Annotated in this window: 4 protein-coding genes; all 4 read left to right on the forward strand. The window is 55.8% G+C overall.

What is annotated here, in order from left to right; translation table 11 throughout:
* The coding region (locus GXO76_12310; GenBank protein ID NOY78643.1) for an FAD-dependent oxidoreductase at positions 1-1,488 on the forward strand (1,488 nt) is incomplete at its 5' end.
* A gap of 259 nt (positions 1,489-1,747) precedes the next feature.
* A complete protein-coding gene (locus GXO76_12315; GenBank protein NOY78644.1) occupies positions 1,748-2,935 on the forward strand; it encodes a diaminopropionate ammonia-lyase in 1,188 nt (395 codons plus the stop codon).
* A gap of 26 nt (positions 2,936-2,961) precedes the next feature.
* Entirely contained in the window at positions 2,962-5,541 is a 2,580-nt protein-coding gene (xdh, locus tag GXO76_12320; protein NOY78645.1) for a selenium-dependent xanthine dehydrogenase, read from the forward strand.
* Positions 5,542-5,652: 111 nt separating this feature from the next.
* Positions 5,653-6,933, forward strand: coding sequence for an amidohydrolase family protein (locus GXO76_12325; GenBank protein ID NOY78646.1), 1,281 nt, complete (start codon positions 5,653-5,655; stop codon positions 6,931-6,933).
* Positions 6,934-6,983 lie beyond the last annotated feature (50 nt).

Raw genomic sequence — 6,983 nt, forward strand, 5'->3', positions numbered from 1 at the left:
GAGATCGACGTGAACCGGATTCAAAAATTGGGCGTTGCCCTTCATTTGAACACGCCGGTGGATCGGCCTCTGTTTGAACGTCTGCAGCGCGATTTTGATTTTCTTTACCTTTCTGTTGGCGCTCAGGCCGGAAAACCGCTGCGTATTCCGGGAGAAGAGCTGGAAGGGGTTCAGGACGCTCTGGCGTTTCTTTCGCGCGTGCGAAAAGGGGAAGCGGTTTCTTTGGGGCAGAGGGTGCTGGTAATTGGCGGCGGGAACACCGCAATCGATGCGGCGCGCACGGCGCGGCGGCTGGTTGGGCAGAATGGGGACGTTACGCTGTTGTACCGCCGTACCCGGCACGAAATGCCCGCCGATGCGGACGAAATTCGCGAGGCGCTTTTGGAAGGTGTACGCCTGTTGGAACTGGCCGCACCGGTGGCAATCCGGCGGGAGGATGACCATCTCGTCGTCACCTGTCAGAAAATGGCGCTTGGGGAACCGGACGACTCGGGGCGCAGGCGGCCCGTTCCGGTTGAGAATTCGGAATTCCTGCTTGAAGCCGATGCGGTCATTCCGGCTATCGGTCAGGAAATGGCGCTCGATTTTCTGAATCCCGAGGATCTGAAAGCCGATCCCGTGACGCACGAAACAGCCATTCCCCGGCTTTACATTGGCGGCGACGCATTTCGCGGGCCGTCCAGCTTGATTTTGTCCATCGCTGACGGGAAAGAAGCGGCAGCGCACATACTGAAAGCGGCTGGGAAAGACGAACCGTCTCGGACGGTTCATCCCAAAAAAGAACTGACGCTGGCGGAGTTTCAGAAAAAAGCCGCCCGCCGGGAATGGGCCGTTCACCCCAAAGAATTACCGCCGGCCGAGCGCTTGAATTTCCGTCTGGTCAGTGAGCCTTTTACACCAGAAGACGCGCGAAAAGAAGCCAGCCGCTGTTTGCTGTGCGATGAAATCTGCAACGTCTGTGTGGGAGTCTGTCCCAATCGGGCGAACCTGTCGTACACCATTCAGCCGGTGGCGTTTAATCTCCAGAAAATTTCTTTTAAAACCGGGAAGCTGAAACTGGAGCCGGACGGAACGTTTCGCGTAGACCAGCGGTTCCAGGTTTTGAACATAGCCGATTGGTGCAATGAGTGCGGCAATTGCACGACCTTTTGTCCCACCAGCGGTGCTCCGTACCGGGACAAACCCAAGCTGTGTCTCTCGGAAGCTAGTTTTCGTGAGGAACCGGAGGCCTACCGGCTGGAGAAAAGGGGGGAATGGCCAAGTATTGTGTACAAGAAAAATGGCCGGCGTGTGCAGCTCACCCGGGAGGCCGATCGGTACGTGTATGAAACAGGCGTGGCCGTAGTCTGGCTCAATCGGAAGAATTTTTCGATCCTTCAGGTGGAAATGACCAAGCCTGCCGGGGAAATCCACCTGCAGCAGGCGGCTGCCATGCGGATTATTCTGGATAATCTGGGGAAGTCGTATTTGATGAATGTGACCTATTAGGAAAAAGCTCTGAAAAAATCGAGATTTCTGACAGAGGCAATGGTTAGTAACAAAATAAGATCATAATTTGTGATAAAAATTAATTTGCCATTAACACAGAGCCCCTTTACAATTACTTGATAAATATGTTTCTACGTAACATTTTTCTGTTATTGACCCTCCCCCCTTCCCCCTCCCTTATTTAAGGGAGGGGGAGTGAGGGGGAAAAAGTCAAATACTAAAGTCCGATTTTTTTAAAGTTTTTTAGGAAATAGAAATCATGTGCCAATTTGCTTTCAATCCCTATCGGAAGGAAACCCCCCACTGGGGGGAAGCGTACGCTTTTTTGAACGCCACCGATGTGTGGGATTTTCACCGGTCCCTGCCGGGGTACGCTCCGACGCCGGTGGTGGAACTGCCCCGGATTGCCCGGGAATTGGGACTGGGGGCGGTATTTGTTAAGGATGAATCCCGGCGATTTGGCATCAAGGCCTTCAAGGCCCTGGGAGCCAGCTACGCGATTTACCGGTTTCTGAAGCAGAAATGGGAGGAAAAATTCTCAACACCCTTTACTCCCGAGTTATTCAAGGATCCGGCTGCACTTCGGAAGCTGGGAACGTTTACCTTTGCGGCCGCCACCGACGGCAATCACGGGAGGGCCGTGGCCTGGACGGCGCGAAATCTCCGGCAAAAAGCGGTCATCTACATGCCGGCCGATTCTGCTCCGGCACGTGTGAAGGCTATTGAATCAGAGGGAGCTCGCGTGGTGCTGGTGGACGGCACATTTGACGATTGTGTGGAGCGGTGTGCCCGGGATGCGGAAGAAAATGACTGGCAGGTCGTATCGGACACGGCCTATCCCGGCTACATGGATTTACCCCGGTTTATTCTGCTGGGGTACACCACGCTCTTTCGTGAAATGGAAGATTCCCTCCATCCGCCCGGAAGCCCCGAAATCGATTTTGTGCTTCTTCCGGCCGGAGTGGGGGGATTGGCTGCAGCCGGCACCAGCTACTACGTGCGTCGCTACGGGAAAAATCGCCCCACGCTCATTTGCGTGGAACCCGAATCGGCCGCCTGTTTTCTGGATTCCGTTCGGTTTGGCCACGGGGAAGCGGTGGCCACCACAGGCGCACTGGATTCCATTATGGCGGGACTCAATTGCGGGGTTCCTTCGCCGGTGACCTGGCCGATTATCCGCGACGGAATGGATTTCTTCTTGGCCATTCCGGATCACTACGCGGAACAGGCCATGCGATTGTACGCCCGGGAAGGCGTGGTGTCCGGGGAATCGGGAGCCTCCGGCCTGGCGGGTTTACTGGCGCTGACCACCAGCCCGGCCTTACAGGAAGCTGTCCGGCAATTGGGACTGGGACCCGATTCCCGTGTGCTGCTCATTAACACAGAAGGCGACACGGATCCGGAGAGCTATCGGAGGATTGTTTCGATCGGAATTGAACATTATTAATTATTAAAAAATCCGGAAATAAAACCATGATCACCTTTACCCTGAACAATGAACCCAGAACCTACGACGGGGACGAAGCCCGTTCCCTCATGAGCTATTTACGGGAAGTGGAGGGCTTGACATCGGTCAAAAATGGATGCGACGGCCAGGCGGCGTGCGGGGCGTGTATGGTCGAGATGAACGGCCGCCCCACGCTTTCGTGCGTCACCCCCATGAGAAAGGTCAACGGAGCCTCCATTTTTACCCTTGAAGGGTTTCCCCCTCAGGTGAAAGAGACCCTGGCCCGTGCCTTCGTGAAAAAGGGCGCCGTACAGTGCGGTTTTTGCACACCCGGCATTTTAACCTGCACGAAAATTCTTCTGCAGGAAAATCCCAATCCGACGGAAACAGACATCCGAAAGGCCCTGCGGTTGAATTTCTGCCGCTGCACGGGCTACCAGAAGATCGTCGAGGCCATTCAACTGGGGAGCGAAGCCCTGCGCAAAAAGGAACCGATTGAGCTGGAAACCTCCGGCCGCGTAGGAACCCGGCACCCCAAGTACGAGGCCTACCAGCGTGCCCTCGGACAGGCGCCTTTTGTGGACGATCTGCGGTTCGAGGGCATGGTGTACGGGGCGCTGAAATTCAGCGACTATCCCCGGGCGCGGGTGCTGAAAATCGACACTTCTGTTGCGGAGCAAATCAGAGGCGTGCTTCGCATCTTTACGGCAAAGGACATTCCCGGCAACCGAATGGTTGGTTTAATTGTCAATGACTGGCCGCTGATGATTGCCGAGGGGGAAGTGACCCACTATGTCGGGGATGTTTTGGCAGGCGTGGTGGCCGAAACGGACGCCATCGCCCGGAAGGCTGCCGCAGCCATTCGGGTGGATTACGAGGTGTTGGAGCCCCTGACGGATATGCTTAAGGCAGAAGCCAGTTCCGTTCGCGTGCATGAAGGGGGCAATCTTCTGGAAACAACCGTCATTCGGCGGGGAGGCCGCGCGGACGAGGCGATCCGTGCCTCCGATTTTATAGTAACCGGCACCTACGAAACCCAGCGGATAGAACATGCCTATCTGGAAACGGAGGCGGCGGTTGCGCGTCCCTGGAAAAGGGACGGAATAGAGGTGTTTTCGGAGGGCCAGGGGGTGTACGAAGACCGCCGGCAGATTGCCCGGATTCTTGGATTACCGGAGGAAAAAATCAATGTGAATCTGGTGCCGAATGGGGGTGGTTTTGGGGGCAAAGAGGACCTCACGGTTCAGGGACATGCAGCGTTGTTCGCGGCCTATTTAAAAAAACCGGTCAAGGTCCGCCTGACGCGCGACGAGTCCATGCGGATGCACCCCAAACGACATCCCATTCACATGGAATACACGGTGGGGGCCAACCGGGACGGCAAGCTCACGGTGGTCAAAGCGCGTATGATTGGTGACACGGGTGCGTACGCCTCGGTCGGTATGAAGGTGCTGGAACGGGCCGCCGGGCACGCCGCAGGTGCGTACCATGTGCCGGTAGTGGATGTGATTGCCAAAACCGTGTACACCAACAACATCCCCTGCGGAGCTATGCGGGGATTCGGGGATAATCAGGCGACGTTTGCGCTGGAAAGTGCCATCGATGAGCTGTGCGAGAAGGCGGGATTCGACCGCTGGCAATTTCGGTACGACAATGCGCTGGTGAAAGGCTCGATGACCACCACCGGACAGGTGCTGGAAGGCGGGGTGGGCGTGCGTGAGACGCTGCTGGCCGTCAGGGAAAAATTTTATCAGGCCCGGTATGCCGGTCTGGCCTGCGCGATTAAAAACACCGGCATCGGCAACGGCGCACCCGATTTCAGCGAGGTGAAGATTGAAATTCAATCGGAAAATCACGTCGTGCTGCATCACGGCTGGACGGAAATGGGGCAGGGTGTGAACACCGTAGCAGTGCAGATGTTTTGCGAAGCGACCGGGATTGATCCCAATTGGGTGGAGGTGAAGGTGTCCACCCAGTACGAAGCCCGTTCCGGAATGACCACCGCCAGCCGGGCTACCTCGCTGGTGGGCAATGCCATTTTGGATGCCGTCAAAGGTTTAAAGCAGGATTTGAAAAATCACTCCTTAAATGAGTTAGTGGGAAGGGTGTACTCGGGACAATGGGTGTGTGACTGGACAACCGCTCCCGGGGACCCGGGCGAGGTAAAAACCCACTACTCCTACAGCTACGCCACACAGTTGGTCGTGCTGAACGAACGAGGAGAAATTGACACCATTTACGCCGCCCATGACGCCGGACGAATTATTAACCCCACGTTATTTGAAGGACAGATTGAGGGCGCCGTGCACATGGGATTGGGGTATGCCCTTTCGGAAGATTTTCCGATGGAGGGCGGATTCCCGGTCACCACGCGGCTCAACCGTCTGGGGATTCTAAAGGCGGCTGACATGCCGCGGGTAGTGGTGATTGGGGTGGAAGTGGCCGACCCCGTTGGTCCGTACGGCGCAAAAGGTGTGGGAGAAATTGGTCTGGTAGCCACGGCCCCCGCCGTGGCGAATGCGTTCTACCAGTTTGACGGCGTTCGGCGGCGAACATTACCGATGATGAGAAAAACCCTCAAATCTGAAAAAAGAAAATCCAAATAAATTCCAAAAATCAAGGCCGTTTTGGGCATTTAAATTTCGGATTTATTTGGAATTTGGGTACTGAAATTTCCACCATGTACCGATCCAGCAAAAATTAGAGAGATGAATTAAATGGCTCTTTATTTGAAAAATGCCGTGTTTATTGATTGGCAGAGCTTAGCATTTCGCCGGACGCACATTCGTGTGGAGGAGGGTGATTCGGGAGGAATTTCGTTTTTCTCTGAATGGCCCGGTACCGGGCGGTTGAAGCAGAATGATCACGTTCTGGACTGCACGGGTAAGTGGGTCACGAAATCCTTTGGCAATGCCCATCACCATGTGTATTCGGCTCTGGCACGCGGGATGCCTGCGCCGCCCAAAGCACCGTCCAATTTTTTTGAGATTCTCAAATTCGTCTGGTGGCGCCTGGACAAGGCCCTGGATCGGGATATGATCGAGGCCAGTGCGCTGGCGACGGCGGTTGCCTGTGCGAAGAACGGGGTCACATTTGTGGTGGATCACCATGCCTCGCCTTTCGCGGTGGAAGGTTCACTGGAAACCATCGCCGGGGCCTTTGACCGCGTGGGGGTGGCGCATTTGCTCTGCTACGAGCTGTCCGACCGCGACGGCGATGCCGTGCGGGAGCAGGGACTGGCTGAAACCGAATCCTATTTGAAATCCGGTCGTCAGGGGCTGGTGGGGCTGCACGCCTCGTTCACGGTGGGAGAAGCACTCCTGCGGCAGGCCGTTGAACTGGCGCAGCGACTGGATTCCGGGATTCACGTGCATGTGGCAGAAGATGCCATCGACCCGGAATGGACGCTGCGGGAGATCGGAAAACGGGTGCTGGAGCGTTTCCACGAGGCCGGCGTGCTGGCCTTTTCAAAAACACTTCTGGTGCACGGGCTCTATTTGAACGAGCGCGAAAGACGACTTTTTCGCGAGTCCCCGGCTTTTTTGGTGGAAAATGTGGAAAGCAATCTCAATAACAATGTGGGACTTTTTCGCTCCCAGGGACTGGGGGACCGCCTCCTTTTGGGCACGGACGGTATGCACAGCGACATGCTGCGAAGCGCCAAAGCCGCCTATTTTATCGGCCAGCGGGAAGGCCTTTCGCCTGCGCAGATTTACGCCCGGTTTCGGAATATCCACACATACCTGCAGCAGAATGGGTTTTCAGGGGATGGGGAGAACAACCTGGTTGTGCTGAATTACGATACGCCCACGGAAATGAATGCGGAGAATGTGTTGTCCCATTTTGTGTACGGGATCGAATCCCGGCACGTGGAAAGTGTCATTGCGGCCGGGAAGTTGATTTACCACCAGGGGGAAATCCTGACGGTGGATGAGAAAGAGGTCCTGCAGTTTGCCAGGGAGCAGGCCCGGAGGCTTTGGGAGAAGTTGAGGGGTTAGACATCCCCCTAAATCCCCCCTCAAGGGGGGACTTTTTGAGCCGTGCAGAA

The organism is Calditrichota bacterium (genome assembly GCA_013151735.1).
In the GTDB taxonomy this organism is placed as follows: Bacteria; Zhuqueibacterota; JdFR-76; order JdFR-76; family BMS3Abin05; genus BMS3Abin05.